This is a genomic window from Azospirillum brasilense, assembly GCF_003349955.1.
Lineage (GTDB): Bacteria > Pseudomonadota > Alphaproteobacteria > Azospirillales > Azospirillaceae > Azospirillum > Azospirillum brasilense_B.
Genome location: NZ_QLKQ01000018.1, coordinates 78217 through 92922 on the forward strand (window position 1 = coordinate 78217; position 14706 = coordinate 92922).

Annotated in this window: 15 protein-coding genes; 9 read left to right on the top strand and 6 right to left on the bottom strand. The window is 69.3% G+C overall.

Features of this window, described 5'->3' with window-relative positions; genetic code table 11:
- Window positions 1–32: 32 nt before the first annotated feature.
- Window positions 33–1919 (bottom strand): SurA N-terminal domain-containing protein, encoded by a 1887-nt coding sequence (locus DXK32_RS10750; protein ID WP_114858491.1) that lies wholly within the window; start codon window positions 1917–1919, stop codon window positions 33–35.
- Window positions 1920–2136: 217 nt separating this feature from the next.
- Between DXK32_RS10750 and tpiA the strand changes: the two genes are divergently transcribed.
- The 6 genes from tpiA (at window position 2137) to DXK32_RS10780 (ending at window position 7471) form a co-directional block, all read left to right on the top strand.
- Window positions 2137–2892, top strand: coding sequence for a triose-phosphate isomerase (gene tpiA / locus DXK32_RS10755; protein WP_109138483.1), 756 nt, complete (start codon window positions 2137–2139; stop codon window positions 2890–2892).
- Between the two features lie 128 nt (window positions 2893–3020).
- A complete protein-coding gene (secG, locus tag DXK32_RS10760; RefSeq protein WP_038528272.1) occupies window positions 3021–3353 on the top strand; it encodes a preprotein translocase subunit SecG in 333 nt (110 codons plus the stop codon).
- A 160-nt stretch (window positions 3354–3513) separates the two neighbouring features.
- On the top strand, window positions 3514–5142 hold the full coding sequence (locus DXK32_RS10765; RefSeq protein WP_114858492.1) for a CTP synthase: 1629 nt from the start codon (window positions 3514–3516) through the stop codon (window positions 5140–5142).
- A 142-nt stretch (window positions 5143–5284) separates the two neighbouring features.
- Window positions 5285–5983 (top strand): dienelactone hydrolase family protein, encoded by a 699-nt coding sequence (locus DXK32_RS10770; RefSeq protein WP_114858493.1) that lies wholly within the window; start codon window positions 5285–5287, stop codon window positions 5981–5983.
- Between the two features lie 103 nt (window positions 5984–6086).
- Window positions 6087–6914 carry a 3-deoxy-8-phosphooctulonate synthase gene (kdsA, locus tag DXK32_RS10775; protein ID WP_114858494.1) on the top strand — a complete coding sequence of 276 codons (828 nt, stop codon included), beginning with the start codon at window positions 6087–6089 and terminating at the stop codon, window positions 6912–6914.
- A 119-nt stretch (window positions 6915–7033) separates the two neighbouring features.
- A complete protein-coding gene (locus DXK32_RS10780; protein ID WP_114858495.1) occupies window positions 7034–7471 on the top strand; it encodes a ComEA family DNA-binding protein in 438 nt (145 codons plus the stop codon).
- 149 nt (window positions 7472–7620) lie between these two features.
- Here DXK32_RS10780 and pqqE read toward each other — a convergent pair whose 3' ends face one another.
- The 5 genes from pqqE to pqqA form a co-directional block, all read right to left on the bottom strand.
- Window positions 7621–8727: a pyrroloquinoline quinone biosynthesis protein PqqE gene (gene pqqE, locus DXK32_RS10785; protein ID WP_114858496.1), complete on the bottom strand. Its 1107-nt coding sequence runs from the start codon at window positions 8725–8727 to the stop codon at window positions 7621–7623.
- Window positions 8724–9026, bottom strand: a complete 303-nt coding sequence (locus tag DXK32_RS10790) for a PqqD family peptide modification chaperone (protein WP_114858497.1) — start codon at window positions 9024–9026, stop codon at window positions 8724–8726. The genes pqqE and DXK32_RS10790 overlap by 4 nt, the downstream gene beginning before the upstream one ends.
- The gene (gene pqqC, locus DXK32_RS10795; RefSeq protein WP_114858498.1) at window positions 9023–9799 is read right to left on the bottom strand and encodes a pyrroloquinoline-quinone synthase PqqC; all 777 of its coding nucleotides are present in this window, start codon (window positions 9797–9799) and stop codon (window positions 9023–9025) included. Before pqqC ends, DXK32_RS10790 begins: the two co-directional genes overlap by 4 nt.
- Window positions 9796–10725 (bottom strand): pyrroloquinoline quinone biosynthesis protein PqqB, encoded by a 930-nt coding sequence (pqqB, locus tag DXK32_RS10800; RefSeq protein ID WP_114858499.1) that lies wholly within the window; start codon window positions 10723–10725, stop codon window positions 9796–9798. The genes pqqC and pqqB overlap by 4 nt, the downstream gene beginning before the upstream one ends.
- Window positions 10726–10793: 68 nt before the next feature.
- Window positions 10794–10874, bottom strand: a complete 81-nt coding sequence (pqqA, locus tag DXK32_RS33620; protein ID WP_014240199.1) for a pyrroloquinoline quinone precursor peptide PqqA — start codon at window positions 10872–10874, stop codon at window positions 10794–10796.
- 327 nt (window positions 10875–11201) lie between these two features.
- On the opposite strand from pqqA, the gene eno reads away from it, so the two are divergent.
- The 3 genes from eno to tilS all read left to right on the top strand — a co-directional run bounded on the left by eno (window position 11202) and on the right by tilS (window position 14677).
- Window positions 11202–12479: a phosphopyruvate hydratase gene (gene eno, locus DXK32_RS10810; protein WP_114858500.1), complete on the top strand. Its 1278-nt coding sequence runs from the start codon at window positions 11202–11204 to the stop codon at window positions 12477–12479.
- A 222-nt stretch (window positions 12480–12701) separates the two neighbouring features.
- Window positions 12702–13601 (top strand): tol-pal system protein YbgF, encoded by a 900-nt coding sequence (ybgF, locus tag DXK32_RS10815; protein WP_114858501.1) that lies wholly within the window; start codon window positions 12702–12704, stop codon window positions 13599–13601.
- A gap of 8 nt (window positions 13602–13609) precedes the next feature.
- Window positions 13610–14677, top strand: coding sequence for a tRNA lysidine(34) synthetase TilS (tilS, locus tag DXK32_RS10820; RefSeq protein WP_247877086.1), 1068 nt, complete (start codon window positions 13610–13612; stop codon window positions 14675–14677).
- Window positions 14678–14706: the final 29 nt, after the last annotated feature.

A 14706-nucleotide genomic window follows, 5' to 3' on the forward strand; every position in this document is an offset into this window, starting at 1 on the left:
GGGCCTCGGCTGAGTGGGGCGATTGAGAGTGGTTAGTTGCCGCTGGCGAAGAACTGGTCGATGCGGTTGCGGTGAACCTCGACCGGGTAGCTGTTGCGCAGCGCGTTGCCGAACTGGGCCATGATGTCGCTTTCCAGCCCCTGGGCGACGGTGCTCTCCACGGTCGCCAGCGTGGCGTCGCTGGCCGCCGGGTCCGCCGGGATGATCTCCTTCAGGCGGGCGACGACCTGGCTGTCGGCGGTGGCGCCGGTCACCGTCTCGCCGGGCTTCACCTCGAACAGCTTGCGCACCAGCTCGCCCGGCAGCCCCTCGACCGAACGGGCGTCGCGGGTGAAGGGCGTGGTCATGGCGAAGCTGGCGCCGGACTGGCTGGCGACGTCCTGCGCCGCGGCCTCCGAGCCCTGCTTCAGCTTGGCGGCGATGTCCTGGGCCTTCTCGGCGGCCAACTTGGCGCGCTTGTCGTCCTGCCAGCCGGCGACGGCCTGATCGCGCACCTCGGCCAGCGGCTTGGGGGCGGCCGGCGTCACGCCGTCGACGCGCACGGCGTAGAAGACGTTGTTGGGGGCCTCGGTCAGGTTCGAGGTGGCGCCGGAGGCGAGCTGGAAAGCGGTCTGCACCATGGCGGCGAAGTTCGGGCGGCCGGGGGCGGCGTCCTTGCCGTCCGGCGCCTTGCCGCTGCTGTCGACCGCGGCGATCTTGGCGATGGGCAGCGACTGGGCCTGGGCGACCTCCTCCAGCGGCGCGCCGCTGGCGAGCTGGTCCTCGACCCGGTTGGCGATGGAGTAGAGCGAATCCATCGCCTTCTCCTTGCGCAGCTCGGCGAGGAGCTGGTCGCGGGCCTCCTCGAAGGTCTTGGTGGCGCCCGGCTGGATGGCGGTGACCGTCAGGACGTGCCAGCCCAGCCCGCTGCGCACGGCGTCGCTGACGGCACCCTGGGCCAGGGCGAAGGCGGCGTCGCCGATCTCCGGCAACTCGTTGCGGGTGACGGTGTCGAGCGTGATGACGTCGGTCCCGGCGTCCTTGGCGGCGGCGGTCAGGCCCTTGGTCTTGGCGGCCTCGGCGATCTGCTTGGCCTTCGCCTCGTCGTCGGCCAGAACCATCTCCACCGTGCGGCGCTCCGGCGTGCCGAGTTCGTCGGCGCGCTCGTCGTAGGCGGCGCGGAGTTCGTTGTCGGGGATCTGGATGTCCTTGGCGATCTCGTCGGCGGAGAGCTGGGCGATGCTCAGCGAGCGGTATTCCGGCGCGGTGAAGCGGACCTGATGGTCCTCGTAATAGCGGGTCAGCTCCGCCTCGTCGGGCACGCCGACGTCGCCGATGGCGGCGTTGGGCAGGGTGACCACCTCGGCCACGCGGCGCTCCCCGCGGAAGCGGTAGAGGTCCTGGACCAGCGGCTTCGGCGGGGTCACCCCGGCGCCGACCGCGCCGGCCACCAGCTCGCGCGCGGTCTCGCGGCGCAGCAAGGCGACGTAGCCGTCCTCGGTCAGCTGGTTGTTGCGCAGCACGCTGCGGAACTGGGCCGCGTCGAACTGGTTCTGCGCGTTGCGGAAGGCCGGCTCCTCGGCGATGCGCTGGCGCACCACGTCCGGGCCGACCGAGATCCCGGCGTCGCGCGCCGCCTGATCGTAGAGCGCGCGCTGCACCAGCGCCGACAGCGACTGGTCGAGCAGGCCGAACTGGCGCGCCTGCTCCGTCGTCAGATTGCCGCCCACCATCGGGCGCAGCCGCTCCATCTGACGGCGGAACTCCTGGTCCAGTTCCGCCCGGTCGATCTCCACCTTGCCGACGGAGGCGACGGTGCTGGAAATCCCGCCTGTGCGGATCATGTCGCCGATGCCCCAGGCCGCGAAGCTGACGATGAGGAGCACGAACAGGATCTTGACGACCCACGAACCGGCGTAAGTGCGGATGAACTGAAGCATGGGACCCGAAGTGAGTGCGCTGAGGGCGGCCCTGCGGCCGGGGCGGCATCATAGGCACCCCGCGAAAGCCCGGCAACACCCCATTTCCCCCGCGATTCCCCATCGGAAAGAACCCGTTGGACGGGTGGAAATGCCCGGCACTCCTTGCTAGACAGGGGGCGCACTTTGAAAACGAACACCCGCACCCAACAAACGAGAGCCGGAGGACGAAAACGCCATGGCCGCACGCCGCAAACTGATTGCCGGGAACTGGAAGATGAACGGGCTGAAGGCCGACGGGCTGGATCTGGCCTCGGACCTCGCCGGGCGCCTGACGGGGGCCGGGACGGTCGCCTTCGACATGCTGGTGTGCCCGCCCTTCCCGCTGCTGTTCCCGGTGGGCGACGCCATCTCCGGCAGCCCGCTGGCGCTGGGCGCGCAGGACTGCCACGCCAAGACCTCCGGCGCACACACCGGCGACGTCAGCCCGGCCATGCTGACCGACGCCGGCTGCCGCTACGTCATCCTCGGCCATTCGGAGCGCCGCGCCGACCACGCTGAATCCGACGCGCAGGTCGCCGCCAAGGCCGCCGCCGCCCACAAGGCCGGCCTGATCGCCATCATCTGCGTCGGCGAGACGGAGGCGCAGCGCGACGCCGGGCAGGCCAACAGCGTCGTCGCCAGCCAGCTCAAGGGCTCGATCCCGGAGGGCGCCACCGCGGCGAACACCGTCATCGCCTACGAGCCGGTCTGGGCCATCGGCACCGGCAAGACCGCCACGCCGGACGACGTCAAGGCGATGCACGCCCACATCCGGGCGGAGCTGGCCGGCAAGACCGCCGATCCCGACGCCGTGCGCGTCCTCTACGGCGGCTCGGTGAAGCCGGGCAACGCGGCGGAACTGATGGCGGTGGAGAATGTGGACGGCGCGCTGGTCGGCGGGGCCGCGCTGAAGGCGGACGATTTCTGGGCGATCGCCACCAGTTGCCGCTAGCATATCGCGCAGGACCGCGTTAAAAACAGTGGGCGCGCGCCACGGGCCCTTGCCAAGGTCCGTGGCGCGCTGTTGGTTTGGGCGGTCCCTGCGGATCGCTCCGGGAAGGGATCAAGGGAACGGGCTGCATGGAATCGGTGCTTCTGGTCATTCACCTGCTGATCGCCCTGGCGCTGGTCGGGGTCATCCTGATCCAGCGGTCGGAAGGCGGCGGTCTCGGCATTGGCGGCGGCAACATGGGGGGCATGATGTCCACCCGCGGCACCGCCAATCTGCTGACGCGGACCACCGGAATCCTGGCGGGCTGCTTCATGGCGACCAGCCTGGTCCTGGCGGTCCTGGCGGGCGCGCACAGGGCGCCGACCTCGATCATCGACACGATGCCGGCCCAGCCCGTGGCCCCGGCGGCACCCGCCCAGCCGGCCGCGCCGGCGCAGCCCGCCCCGCCGGTCGCCCAGTAACAGCGGCCCGGCAAAACGCGACGCGGCTCCGGCCGGGTCTGACGTGAGGCGGCCTCCCCCGAAGCCGCCTCTTTCTTTTGAGGATCGTCGATCTGGGCAGCGCCCGGGGGACGGTCCGAATTCGGGGAACGGATCAGGCTCTGAAGGTCTTCGGACGGACATGACTCGCTACATCTTCATCACCGGTGGCGTCGTTTCCTCGCTGGGCAAAGGTCTGGCGTCGGCGGCGCTTGGGGCGCTTCTCCAGGCGCGCGGCTACAAGGTGCGGCTTCGCAAGCTGGACCCGTACCTGAACGTGGACCCCGGCACGATGAGCCCGTACCAGCACGGCGAGGTCTATGTGACCGACGACGGCGCTGAGACCGACCTCGACCTCGGCCATTACGAGCGCTTCACCGGCGTGGCCGCGCGCCGTGGCGACAACATCACCACGGGCCGCATCTATTCGAACGTGATCGCCAAGGAGCGCCGCGGCGACTATCTGGGCGCCACCGTGCAGGTGATTCCGCACGTCACCGACCAGATCAAGGACTTCATCGGCGCCGAGACGACCGACGAGGACTTCATCCTCTGCGAAATCGGCGGCACGGTGGGTGACATCGAGTCGACCCCCTTCCTGGAGGCCATCCGCCAGTTCGGCAACGAGGTCGGTCCGGAGAACGCTCTGTTCATCCACCTGACCCTGCTGCCCTACATCCCGACGGCGGGCGAGCTGAAGACCAAGCCGACCCAGCATTCCGTGAAGGAGCTGCTGGGCATGGGCATCCAGGCCAACATCCTGCTCTGCCGCGCCGACCGCCCGATCCCGGAGAACGAGCGCAAGAAGATCGCGCTGTTCTGCAACATCCGTCCGGAGCGCGTCATCGCCGCCCTGGACGTCGATTCGATCTATCAGGTGCCGGTCAGCTATCACGAGGAAGGCTTCGACACCCAGGTTCTGGCCTATTTCGGCCTGCCGACCGAGGGCAAGCCGGACCTGTCGCGCTGGACCAGCATCATGGAGCGCGTGCGCAAGCCGCAGGGCGAGGTGACCATCGCCGTCGTCGGCAAGTACACCAGCCTGCTCGACAGCTACAAGTCGCTGGCCGAAGCGCTGACCCACGGCGGCATCGCCAACAACGTGAAGGTCAAGCTCGACTGGATCGACTCGGAGATCTTCGAGGACGACACCGCCGTCCAGCGGCTGGAGAACGTCCACGGCATCCTGGTGCCGGGCGGCTTCGGATCGCGCGGCACGGAGGGCAAGATCCGCGCCGCCCAGTTCGCCCGCGAGCGCAAGGTGCCGTATTTCGGCATCTGCTTCGGCATGCAGATGGCGGTGATCGAGTCGGCCCGCAACATGGCCGGCATCGTCGACGCCGGCTCGACCGAGCTGGGCAAGCCCGGCAACCCGGTGGTCGGCCTGATGACCGAGTGGATGCGCGGCAACAGCCTGGAGAAGCGCACGGAAGGCACCGATCTCGGCGGCACCATGCGGCTCGGCACCTACCCGGCGAAGCTGGTCCCCGGCAGCAAGGTCGCGGAGATCTACGGCACCACCGACATTACCGAGCGGCACCGCCACCGCTACGAGGTGAACGTCTATTACAAGGACCGCCTGGAGAAGGTCGGCCTGCTGTTCTCCGGCCTGTCGCCGGACGGCGAACTGCCCGAGATCGTCGAGATCCCGGACCATCCCTGGTTCATCGGCGTGCAGTTCCACCCGGAGCTGAAGTCCAAGCCCTTCGACCCGCACCCGCTCTTCACCTCCTTCATCAAGGCGGCGATCGAGCAGAGCCGGCTGGTGTGATGTGACCATACGGGGGAGGGCATTCCTCCCCCGCGTGTTCCGGTTCCGGGTTTTCCGTGGGTATAGTGACAGCGGCGGCCGAGCCAACGGCCGCCGCTTTTGCGTTACGGGCCAGGAAAAAACCAAGGGAAGGGACACAACCATGACCGACATCAGCATCCCCGCCGGCGACGGCGGCAGCTTTTCCGCCTATGTGGCCAAGCCGGCGGGCGGCGGACCGGCGCCGGGACTTGTCGTCATCCAGGAAATCTTCGGGGTCAATCAGGTCATGCGCGACCTGTGCGACGGCTTCGCCGCCCAGGGCTGGCTGGCCGTCTGCCCGGACCTGTTCTGGCGGCAGGAACCGGGTGTCCAGATCACCGACAAGACCCAGGAGGAGTGGAACCGCGCCTTCGCTCTGATGAACGGCATGGACCAGGACAAGGCGGTGGACGACCTCAAGGCCACCCTGGCGTGGCTGCGCCAGAATCCGGATTGCACCGGCAAGGCCGGGTCGGTCGGCTACTGCCTGGGCGGCCGGCTGGCCTTCATGATGGCGGCGCGCTCCGATTCCGACGCCAACGTCAGCTATTACGGCGTCGGGCTGGACGGTCTGGCCGGCGAGGCGGTGAGCATCACCAAGCCGCTTCTGATGCACATCGCCGAGAAGGACCAGTTCGTGCCGGCGGAGGCGCGGGAGACCATCCTGGCCGCGGTGAAGGGCAACCCGAACGTTACCGCCCACGTCTATCCGGGCGTGGACCACGCATTCGCCCGCGCCGGCGGCGCCCATTTCGACGCCGAGGCGGCGGAGCTGGCCAACGGACGCACGGCAGCCTTCTTCAAGCAGCATCTGGGTTGACGCCATTCCGGTTGACCGGGATCGCCGATATCTGGGAAGGAAAGGGCAGCGCGAGGGGGGCTTCGGCATGCGTCCCCTCGCATTGCTTTTTGGAGAGCACGGGATGACCACCGCCAAGACCGTCCAGATCGGCACCCTGACCATCGCCAACGATCGGCCCTTCACCCTGATCGCCGGACCGTGCCAGATGGAGAGCCGCGACCACGCGCTGGAGACGGCGGCGGCGCTGGTGGAGATGACCGGCGCGCTGGGCATCGGGCTGATCTACAAGTCGTCCTTCGACAAGGCCAACCGCACCTCCATCAGCACGGCGCGCGGCCTCGGCATGGACAAGGCGCTGCCGATCTTCGCGGAGATCAAGGAGCGGTTCGGCTGCCCGGTGATCACCGACGTGCACGAGGCCGACCAGTGCGCCGCCGTGGCCGAGGTGATGGACGTCCTCCAGATCCCCGCCTTCCTGTGCCGCCAGACCGACCTGCTGATCGCCGCCGCCAGGACGGGCCGGGCGGTCAACGTCAAAAAGGGCCAGTTCCTCGCCCCCTGGGACATGAAGAACGTCGCGGCGAAGCTGGTGGCGTCGGGCAACGACAAGGTGCTGCTGTGCGAGCGCGGCGCCAGCTTCGGCTACAACACGCTGGTGTCGGACATGCGGTCGCTGCCGATCATGGCGGAGACCGGCTTCCCGGTGGTCTTCGACGCCACCCATTCCGTGCAGCAGCCGGGCGGGCAGGGCACCACCTCGGGGGGGCAGCGCGAGTTCGTTCCGGTGCTGGCCCGCGCCGCCATCGCCGTGGGCGTCGCCGCGGTCTTTATGGAAACCCATGAGAATCCGGACTGCGCGCCCAGCGACGGCCCGAACATGGTCCCGCTGAAGGAGATGCCGGCCCTGCTGGCGCGGCTCCAGGCCTTCGACCGTCTGGCGAAGGCCTGACGGGGGGGCCTGACGAAAGGACAGGTTTCGGAACGGCGTGCCGTTCCCGGCGTTGCCCAGACACCGCGGGCGCCGCGCTTCCGCTGGAGCGCCCGCGGGTTGAGCCATGGAGCAACGCCATGAAGCCGATCCGCCTGTTCGCCATCGCCGCCGTCGCCAGCCTTGGTGCGATGATCGCCGTTCCCGCCGTCGCGCAGTCGACCGCGCCGTCCGCAATGCCGTCCACCACGCCGATGCCGCAGGCCAAGCCGGCCATGCCGCCGGGCCACAGCGGCACCACCACCGTACCGCCGATGGGCAGCGGGTCGTCATCGTCTGCGGCGAAAGCCAAGGTCATCGACCTCAACACCGCCGGCAAGGACGAGCTTCAGACCCTGCCGGGAATCGGCGAGGCGCGGTCCGAGGCCATCGTGAAGAACCGCCCCTACCGGTCCAAGGACGAGCTGGTCAGCAAGAAGATCGTGCCGCAGAACGTCTACGACGACATCAAGGGCCGCATCGCCGCGGTCGGCGGTTCGAAAACCAGCGCATCGGCGGCAACCACCCCAAAGAAGTGAGCCACTTCCCTCTCCCCTCCGGGGAGAGGGTTAGGGTGAGGGGGTTGGCGCGTGTCGTTACGTTCGGCACAAGCGCATCCCCCTCACCGGCCCTGCAGGCCACCCTCTCCCCGGAGGGGAGAGGGCTACAGACCCTTGGGAATCGGCCTCTACAGGCTGAAGCTCCGGTAGGTGATCGGCGCCTCGGCCGTGCCGCCGTCCGTCGCGGCGATGTCGCCCAGCCGGCCGTGATGCTCCGACAGGTCGCACACCGGGTCGGTGTTGTCGGCGCTTCCGGTCAGCGCCAGCGCCTGACAGCGGCAGCCGCCCCAGTCGATCTCCTTCTGGTCGCAGCTCCGGCAGGGCTGGGGCATCCAGTCGGTGCCGCGGTAGCGTTGGAAGGCGGCGGAGTTGGCCCAGATGTCGGCCAGCGGGCGCTCCGTCACCCGGTCGAACGCCATGCCGGGAATCGTCTCGGCGGCGTGGCAGGGCAGAACCGAGCCGCTGGGCGTCACGTTCAGGAACTTGCGGCCCCAACCGCCCATGCAGGCTTTGGGGCGCTTGGCGTAATAGTCGGGCACCACGTAATCGACGACCAGCCGGCCCTTCAGCTCCGGCAGGCGGACGCGCACCCGCTCGTCCATGCGGACCAGCTGCTCGCGGGTCGGCATCAGGGCGGCGCGGTTCTTCAGCGCCCAGCCGTAATACTGGACGTTGGCGATCTCGATCCGGCCGGCCTTCAGCTCCAGCGCCATGTCGATGAAATCGTCCACCCGGTCGATGTTGTGGCGCTGCACGATGGCGTTGACGGTCAGCGCCATGCCGGCGTCGGTGACCGCGCGCGCCACCTCCAGCTTCTTCGGCTGGCCGCCGGGAAAGCCGCTGATCAGTTCGGCCTTGGCCGGCACCGTGTCCTGGAAGCCGATCTGCACATGCTGGAGCCCGGCGTCGCGCAGCCGCTCCAGCCGCGCCCGGTCGAGCAGGACCGCCGAGGTGATGAGGTTGGCGTACAGCCCAGCCGCGGTGGCGTGGGCGATCAGCGCCTCCAGGTCCTTGCGCGCCGTCGGCTCGCCGCCGGAGAAATGCACCTGGATGATGCCAAGGTCGGCCGCCTCGTCGAGCACGTGGCACCACGCGGCGGTGTCCAACTCGCGGCTGGCCGGGTCGAGCGCCAGCGGGTTGGAGCAGTAGGCGCAGCGCAGCGGGCAGCGGTGCGTCAGTTCCGCCAGCAGGGCCAGCGGCGGTTCGAGTCCGGTCGTGGCGCCACAGATGGTCATCGGGTCAGGAACCCCTTCGTGATCATGTCGCCCAACACTTCCAACACATCCGCGGCGATCTCCTCCCGCGGCGCGTCGAATTGCGCGGCCAGCGCGGCGATGGCCGTGCCCACCGTCACCGGAGGCTGGCCCGTCTGAGACGGCGCAGTGACGGCGCGCACCACCTCCAGCGCCACCTCGTCCAGGATCAGCACGCGCTCCGGCCCCAGAAGCTGCCAGTGGCCGCGCACCCGGTCCTGGCGGAGCATGACGCCGGGGGCTAGCCGGACCCGGTCCTCCTCGGTCACGCCGTCCGTCATCGCCGGTAGACCGTCGGTTCCATGTCGTCCGGAACGAAGGCGCCGGGCGGGATCAGGCCGGGCGACACATAGGCGTGGTGCAGCGCGTCCAGCTGCGCCCACAGCAGCTCCGCCTTGTGGCGCAGCGCGGCGATCACCTGCTGCTGCTGCTCCGGTGTCCGGGCGTTGTCGAGCACGTAGTCGAGCCCGAACTCGACGTCGCGCGGCGCCTCGTCCAGCCGTTTGCGGAAGTAGGACAAGGTGGCGTCGTTGGCGAAGGCGTAATAGGCCTCGAAGCCGGCGATGCGCTCGCGGTGGATGGCCGGGGCGAACAGCTCGGTCAGGGACGAGGCGACGGCCTCCAGCGTCGATTTGCCCGACACGAAGTTGACGTAGGAATCGACGGCGTAGCGGGTCGCCGGCAAGATGCCCCTCAGCGAGGTGACATAGTCGCGGTCCAGCCCCAGCCCGTCGGTCAGGCGCAGCCAGCGCTCGATCCCGCCGACCTTGCCCTCCTCGCGCTCCCGGCCCTCGCCGAAGCCGTCATGGTCGAGCACGCGCTGGATCCAGATGCGGCGCAGCGCCGGATCGTCCATCCGCGCCATCAGGGCCAGATCCTTCCTGGGGATGCAGACCTGATAATAGAAGCGGTTCAGCGCCCAGGCCTGGACCTGCCCACGCTTCAGCTTGCCGCCGTGCAGCAGTTTGTGGAAGGGGTGGAGGTCGTGGTACTGGCGCTCGCCGATGGCGCGCAGCTCGCGTTCCAGACTTTCGCGCGACAACAGTGACGTCATAACGTGAACTCCATCCCGTCGTGGGCGATGTCCCAACCTTCGGCGGTGGCGGTGGCCCGTTCGGGCGAGTCGTCCAGCAAAGCCGGGTTGGTGTTGTTGATGTGGACGAAGACCTTGCGCCGCACGCCCAGGTCCGCGAAGGCGGCGATGGAGCCGTCCGGGCCGGACATCGCCATGTGGCCCATGCGCTGGCCGGTCTTGCTGCCGGTGCCGGCGCGGATCATCTCGTCGTCGGTCCAGGTGGTGCCGTCGAACAGCACCAGCGGCGCCCCGCGCAGCCGGTCGGCCAGCCAGTCCGGCATGGCCGAGCAGCCAGGAATGTAGAAGAACTCACCATCGCCGTTGCGGTCGCGGATGCGCAGGGCCACCGTGTCCTCCGCCACCGAGCCGAAGCCGGCGGCGGTCGGGTCCTCGAGATAGAGCGCGACCTTGCCGGGCACGGCGAAGGCTTCGATCTCGAAAGGGAAGGGGGTTCCAGCGGCGTCGGCGGGAACCCAGGGCCGGTCCAGCGCCATGGCGCGGCGCGGTGCCAATTCCGGGTTGACCACGCGGAAAACGGCGTTCGCCTCCAGCACGCGGTGCACCCGGTCGGTGGCGTAGACGGCCAGCGGCTGGGATTCGCGCAGGGTCAGCAGGCCGGCCACATGGTCGATGTCGGCGTTGGTCAGCACCGCCGCGGCGATGGGGCTGTGGCGCACGGCGGTCTGCGGGTGCAGCGCTGGGTTGGCGAGAATCTGCTGACCGATGTCCGGCGAGGCGTTCAGCAGAAGCCAGCGCCCGTCGCCACCGCTGACGGCGAGCGACGACTGGGTGCGCGGGCGGGCCGCCGGGTCGCCGGAGCGGGCGCGGCGGCAGCCCGCGCAGTTGCAGTTCCACTGGGGAAAACCGCCGCCCGCGGCGGAGCCAAGGACGAGGATCGTCAGCATGGGATGCCTTTCCGAATCAGGCGGTCCGAATCAGGCGGCGGTCGTCACGCATGGAAGCGGGCCGGCGCTCAGAGACGGGCGCAGGCGTAGGCGTTGATTTCGGTGCCGACGGCGATCTCGACGATCTGGGGCTTGCGCCAGGTCTTCATGGTTGGGTCCTCCGCGCTTGGATTGGTCTTGGGATGATTCCCGAGGGGGTCTTGCCGCCCGCCGCGGGCGGGCCCCGCTAGCGAACGTTAGAACGCTACGGGTACGAGGCAAGGGCGGTCTATGCGACTTTGGAAGCAGGTGCGCTGCACAACCGGATAGGGGTGCTCCACCGTCCGGGCGTCCTTCCGCGCGTTGTTGCGCCCCAGCGGCCTTGCATCCCCCGGCACGCAAGGCTATCAAGCCCGCGCGCTTCTTTTTCGCCTGGAAAGATCATCCGCCTGGAACGATCATCCGGCGGACGCGCGCAACGCGGAGGAAGGACAAACATGAGCGCCATTACCGAAATCCACGCCCGCGAGATCCTCGACAGCCGTGGGAACCCGACCGTCGAGGTGGACGTCCTGCTCGAATCCGGCGCCTTCGGCCGCGCCGCCGTCCCGTCGGGCGCCTCGACCGGCGCGCACGAGGCGGTGGAGCTGCGCGACGGCGACAAGGGCCGTTACGGCGGCAAGGGCGTGCTGAAGGCCGTGGAGTCGGTCAACGGCGAGATCTTCGACGCCATCGCCGGCCTCGACGGCTCCAACCAGCGCGCCCTCGACCTCGCCATGATCGAGCTGGACGGCACCCCGAACAAGAGCCGGCTGGGCGCCAACGCCATCCTCGGCGTCTCGCTCGCCGTCGCCAAGGCCTCGGCGGAAGAGGCCGCGCTGCCGCTGTTCCGCTACGTCGGCGGCGCCTTCGCCAACCTGCTGCCGGTGCCGATGATGAACATCATCAACGGCGGCGCCCACGCCGACAACCCGATCGACATCCAGGAGTTCATGGTTATGCCGGTCGGCGCCGAGAACGGCGCCGAGGCCATCCGCATGGGCTCGGAGATCTTCCAGGCGCTCAAGAAGAAGCTCAAGGACGCCGGCCACAACACCAACGTCGGCGACGAGGGCGGCTTCGCCCCGGACCTCGCCTCGACCGAGGATGCTCTGGGCTTCATCATGAAGGCCATCGAGTCCGCCGGCTACAAGCCGGGCGACGACGTCATGCTCGCCATCGACGCCGCCTCGACCGAGTTCTTCAAGAACGGCAAGTACGAGCTGGCCGGCGAGGGCAAGTCGCTGGCGCCCGAGCAGATGGTCTCCTACTGGGCCGATCTGGTCGGCCGCTACCCGATCATCTCGATCGAGGACGGCATGGCCGAGGACGACTGGGAGGGCTGGAAGGCGCTGACCGACGCCATCGGCAACAAGGTGCAGTTGGTCGGCGACGACCTGTTCGTGACCAACCCGGCGCGTCTGGCCGACGGCATCAAGAAGGGCGTGGGCAACTCGATCCTGGTCAAGGTCAACCAGATCGGCACGCTGTCGGAGACGCTGGAAGCCGTCGACATGGCGCACAAGGCCGGCTACACGGCGGTGCTGTCGCACCGCTCGGGCGAGACCGAGGACAGCACCATCGCCGATCTGGCGGTCGCCACCAACTGCGGCCAGATCAAGACCGGCTCGCTGTCGCGCTCCGACCGGCTGGCCAAGTACAACCAGCTCATCCGCATCGAGGAGATGCTCGGCACCGCCTCCCGCTACGCCGGCCGCGGCATCCTCAAAGCGTAAGACGCTCTTAAGGACCTTCTGAGGGCAAAGCCCCTTTCCGGGACACCGGGAAGGGGCTTTTTTCTGTGGTCTCTTTCGGGGGTGCGCCCGTCGCGCGGGAGATTTCCAAATCACCACCGTGCAAGGCGTCCGCGCTTCTGGTAAACAGCCGCCATAGTTTCGCCCGCTTGGGCCGCCACCCTCCCACGACGGCATTCCCCGCCCGGACAGGACCCTCGACGTATGACCAAGACCACTTCTTTCGCCGCCCTGCTGCTTGGCGGCCTGCTGTGCAGCGGTTCCGTCCTCGCGCAGACGGTTTCGCTGCAGGACCGTCTGGACCGTCTGGAGTCGGGGGTGGAGGCGCTGGGCGGGCGCGTCGAGGTGGCGCAGGCCTATCCGGGGTCTTCCTACACGCGGGGGCAGACCGCCGAGATCCAGCCGTCCCTGGCCGCGGATTTCGAGGTGCGCCTGCAGAAGCTGGAGCGTGCGCTGTCGGAACTGACCGGGCGCTACGAAGAGGCGACCTATCAGATCTCGCAGATGAAGGACCGGCTGGAGCGCGTCAACAGCGACATCGACTTCCGCCTGAAGGAGCTGGAGAGCAAGGGCGGCGGGGCGGCCAGCGACCCGTTCGGCGCCCCGGCCAAGCCCAGCGCGGCGGCTCCGGCCGCGGCGCCCAGCGCCGCCAAGGCGCCCGAGAAGGCGGCCGACAAGCCGGCGCAGACCGCTGCCGTGGCGCCGCTGCCCGCCAACTCGACCCCGGAAAAGCAGTACGAGCACGCCTTCGAGCTGCTGCGCCAGTCCGACTACGACAAGGCGGAGAAGGCCTTCAGCGACTTCCTGGCGAAGAACAAGACCCACCAGCTCGCCGGCAACGCCCAGTACTGGCTGGGTGAGACCTATTACGTCCGCAACAAGTTCCAGGACGCCGCCGTGGCCTTCGCCGAGGGCGTGCAGAAGTATCCGAAGAACAACAAGGCGGCCGACAACCTGCTGAAGCTCGGCATGTCGCTGCAGCAGCTGAACCAGAAGAAGGACGCCTGCACGGCCTTCAATCAGCTGATCACCAAATTCCCCGAAGCCTCGGCCAGCGTGAAGCGCCGCGCCGACACCGAGCGCCGCCGCCTGAACTGCGCCTGACGGGCGCGGTGAACGCCTCCGACCCGGCGGGGCCGATCTCCGCGAGTGAGTTCGCCGCCCGCATGGACCGGTTGGGCGGCTTCGAGACGCGGCCGCGCGTGGCCGTGGGCGTGTCCGGTGGGGCGGACAGCCTCGGGCTGGCTCTGCTCGCCCAACGATGGGTGGCGGAGCGGGGCGGGGATGTCCTTGCGCTGATCGTCGATCACGGCCTGCGCGCCGAGTCCGCGGCGGAGGCCTCCCGGGTGGGCGGCTGGCTCGAAGCCCAAGGCGTCGCCCACGCCATTCTGCGCTGGGACGGCGAGAAGCCGGCGACTGGCATCCAGGAAGCGGCCCGCGCCGCGCGCCACCGCCTTCTGGCCGAACACTGCCGGGAGGAGGGCGTCCTTCACTTGGCGCTCGCCCATCACCGCGACGACCAAGCCGAGACGGTGCTGCTGCGCTTCGCCCGCGGCTCCGGAATCGACGGGCTGGCCGGCATGGCGCCGGTGCGCGCGGCGGGGGCGGTGCGGGTGATCCGGCCGCTGCTGGACCTGCCCCATGACCGGCTGGTGGCGACCTGCCGCGCTTTCGGCCAGGAGTGGATCGAGGACCCGTCCAACCGCAACCCGCGCTTCGCCCGCGCCCGCCTGCGCGCGGCAAGGGAGGCGCTGGCCGCCGAGGGGTTGGACGCGCCGCGTCTGGCCGACCTCGCCCGCCGGGCCGCCCGTGCCCGCAACGCGCTGGAGACGGGAACCGCCGCCCTGCTGGCCGAGGCCGTGGAGGTCCATCCGGAGGGCTGGCTGCGGCTGGACCCCAAGCCGTTGCTGGCGGCACCGGAGGAGCTTGGCCTGCGCGCGCTGGTCCGCTGCATCGCCGCGTCCGGGGGCGCCGCCTACCCGCCGAAGGACGAGGCGGCGGAGCGCCTGTTCGCCGAGATCGCGGGCGGCGGCTTTCGCGGATGCACGCTGGGCGGCTGCAGCGTCCTGCCGCGGAAGGGGCATGTGGTGATCGCGCGGGAGCCGGTTGGGGTCACCGAACGGCTGGACCTTACCCCCGGCGGAGAGGTCTGGTGGGACCGCCGATTCGCCGTTCGGTGACCCCAACCGGCTCCCGCGCGATCACCACA